Origin of the sequence: Commensalibacter sp. M0355 (genome assembly GCF_016101365.1) — a bacterium.
Lineage (GTDB): Bacteria > Pseudomonadota > Alphaproteobacteria > Acetobacterales > Acetobacteraceae > Commensalibacter > Commensalibacter melissae.
This window is the reverse complement of record NZ_JACFQQ010000010.1, coordinates 1-2,177: the sequence shown is the minus strand read 5'-3', so window position 1 is coordinate 2,177 and position 2,177 is coordinate 1. Positions and strand designations below refer to the sequence as shown.

The following is a 2,177-nucleotide window of genomic DNA, read 5'->3' as shown; positions in this document are numbered from 1 at the left end:
TAAACCATGTCTCCGGCACGGATCTCTTCTATGGCCTTCAATCCGTCTCTTGTCTCTATCATCGTGCCACAAAGGTAACAGGGTTGGGGATTATCAGTGTTCAATCCCGGCACATAATCTATGGAATAGTTGTGATTAGTGTTTATTGTTGGATTGATGAATTGTCCTGTAGTTCCGACAGTTACGCGAGTCAATCCGTTGGTTAACCAGATGGATTGATTGGGTGGAGGGTTGTTGTTAGTCTGATTATAGACAGGGGGGTTGTTTCCATTCAAGCAAATATTATTATTATTTGCGATATTTAATTTCCCACTTGCTGACCAGGATGTTTCATAAATCGTATCATTTTGAGACAAACCGTCAATATAATGGCCATTACTTGAAAATTCTGGCGAGAAATAAGTATTGTTTATTGACTTTCCACCTTGTTCGATCCCTATATAACCATCATAAAATTTTGAATTTTTTAGGGTGCCACCTTTTTGTATAAAAACGTTCTGCCAACTATTATTGGCAAAAATTTCAGCACCGTCTACAACCGCTCCATCTTGAATATAGATATTGTTAATGTTGAAAATATTTACTGGATCATTACCTCTGTAAATGATAATTCCGGCTCCATTTTTATAGACATTCTGTCTAATCATATTACCGGCAGGATCTGAAGCGATTTCAGAGCTGATATAAATTGAGGTGGTGCCACCCGTACCGATGATATTGATATGATCGTTGGAAATGTTATAGTTTTTTACATAGTTTTCAATATCATCCCCGGTAATCTGTTCTTGAGAAAATTGGGCGGTTCTGCTGACTGATACGGTCAGCCTGTTTGATGAAGGGTTGTATCTGTAAAGATCCGGTATATTGGGATTTGTTACTTTACTGTTGTTATTGAGGGTAAGATTGGCAGTATTATTATCACTTGATTGAAAATAAGAGTTGGGTTGATTCTTGTAACTATTGCCACTAAAACTTTGACCTTCCAGATTATAACCGCTTCTTGTAGTATTTGGGTTAAGGAATGAGTCATTATCCGAAGTGGCGGAACCGTTCATGATAACAGGGCTGGAAATAAAAGTGTTGTTGGTTGAACTGCCACCATTCATCGTAACATTTTGATTGAATATATTTGAATCCTGGAGCGTTCCACCAGTATTGATTGTAATGGTTGAATTGTTAGAGGGGCTGTTTTTGATCAAAAGGAAATTTGAACCTGAAACGGTTGCACCATTTGTAATGGTTACAGTGCTGTCAACAAAATTGATGGGTCCTGAATAGGCTTGTGATGGATCAGATGTAAGATGATTATTTGTTGATAGGCTGAAATACTGTCCGTTGGTTGAGTTTATTTTGTAGACAGTGCGGCCATCACTTAATTTAACGGCATACCAATTGCCACTATCAATGATCGGATTGTTATTTTGTAATATATAACTGTTCAGGTCTGTATTTTCGACATTTTTTAATTGATTGGAAGCCGCATCATCTCTTGTAAGGCGATTATTTGAGAAGGTTTGAATAGAATCTTGACTGTTCTTTTCACCATAGGATGGAGGATATTGATATGAATGGACAAATGAATGATTTATTTTGAATGTATCATCATCTTTTTCATCTTTACGCAAATAATCTTTTTTTTGGTTTGTCATCAGTGATTCTCATATAATTTTTATTATAAGCATGTCAGAAAGTAAGTATTTGTAATGTTTATTATTTAAGTAATACTTTCATGAGAATGCTATTTATTATTTAATAGATTTAATTATTATAATGTTACTAATTTATTTAGTAAATTAAATTTGATAATTGAAATATAATATCTTGAATACATTTATTCTTTTTTAATAAATATTAGATTTTTATTAAAAAATAGTTAGATAGGGATTCACCCAATTTTGTTTTTCAATAAATGTATGGAAAATGACATTATGAAGTGATGGCTTGGTCGGGATATGGATTAAGTAATAAAATTGCTAGAATCAAACGGGTTTTATAAAAAAGCTGGATCAATTTATCTGATCCAGCCTTATAAGTAATATAAAACGGTATCTGTAATTTTTATTATGATGACATTATTTTTTTATGATCCAATTGGTTTTGTGAGATATACGGTCCAGCGGCGATGACCTTTACGGTAAGGATCTTCCGGCCCTTTTGCAGAACATGCTGGTCCAGGG

At 34.3% G+C, this 2,177-nt stretch carries 1 protein-coding gene; it reads right to left on the bottom strand.

Features of this window, described 5'->3' with window-relative positions; genetic code table 11:
* The coding region (locus H3T44_RS09020; protein ID WP_233335911.1) for a Hint domain-containing protein at positions 1–1,649 on the bottom strand (1,649 nt) is incomplete at its 3' end.
* Positions 1,650–2,177: the final 528 nt, after the last annotated feature.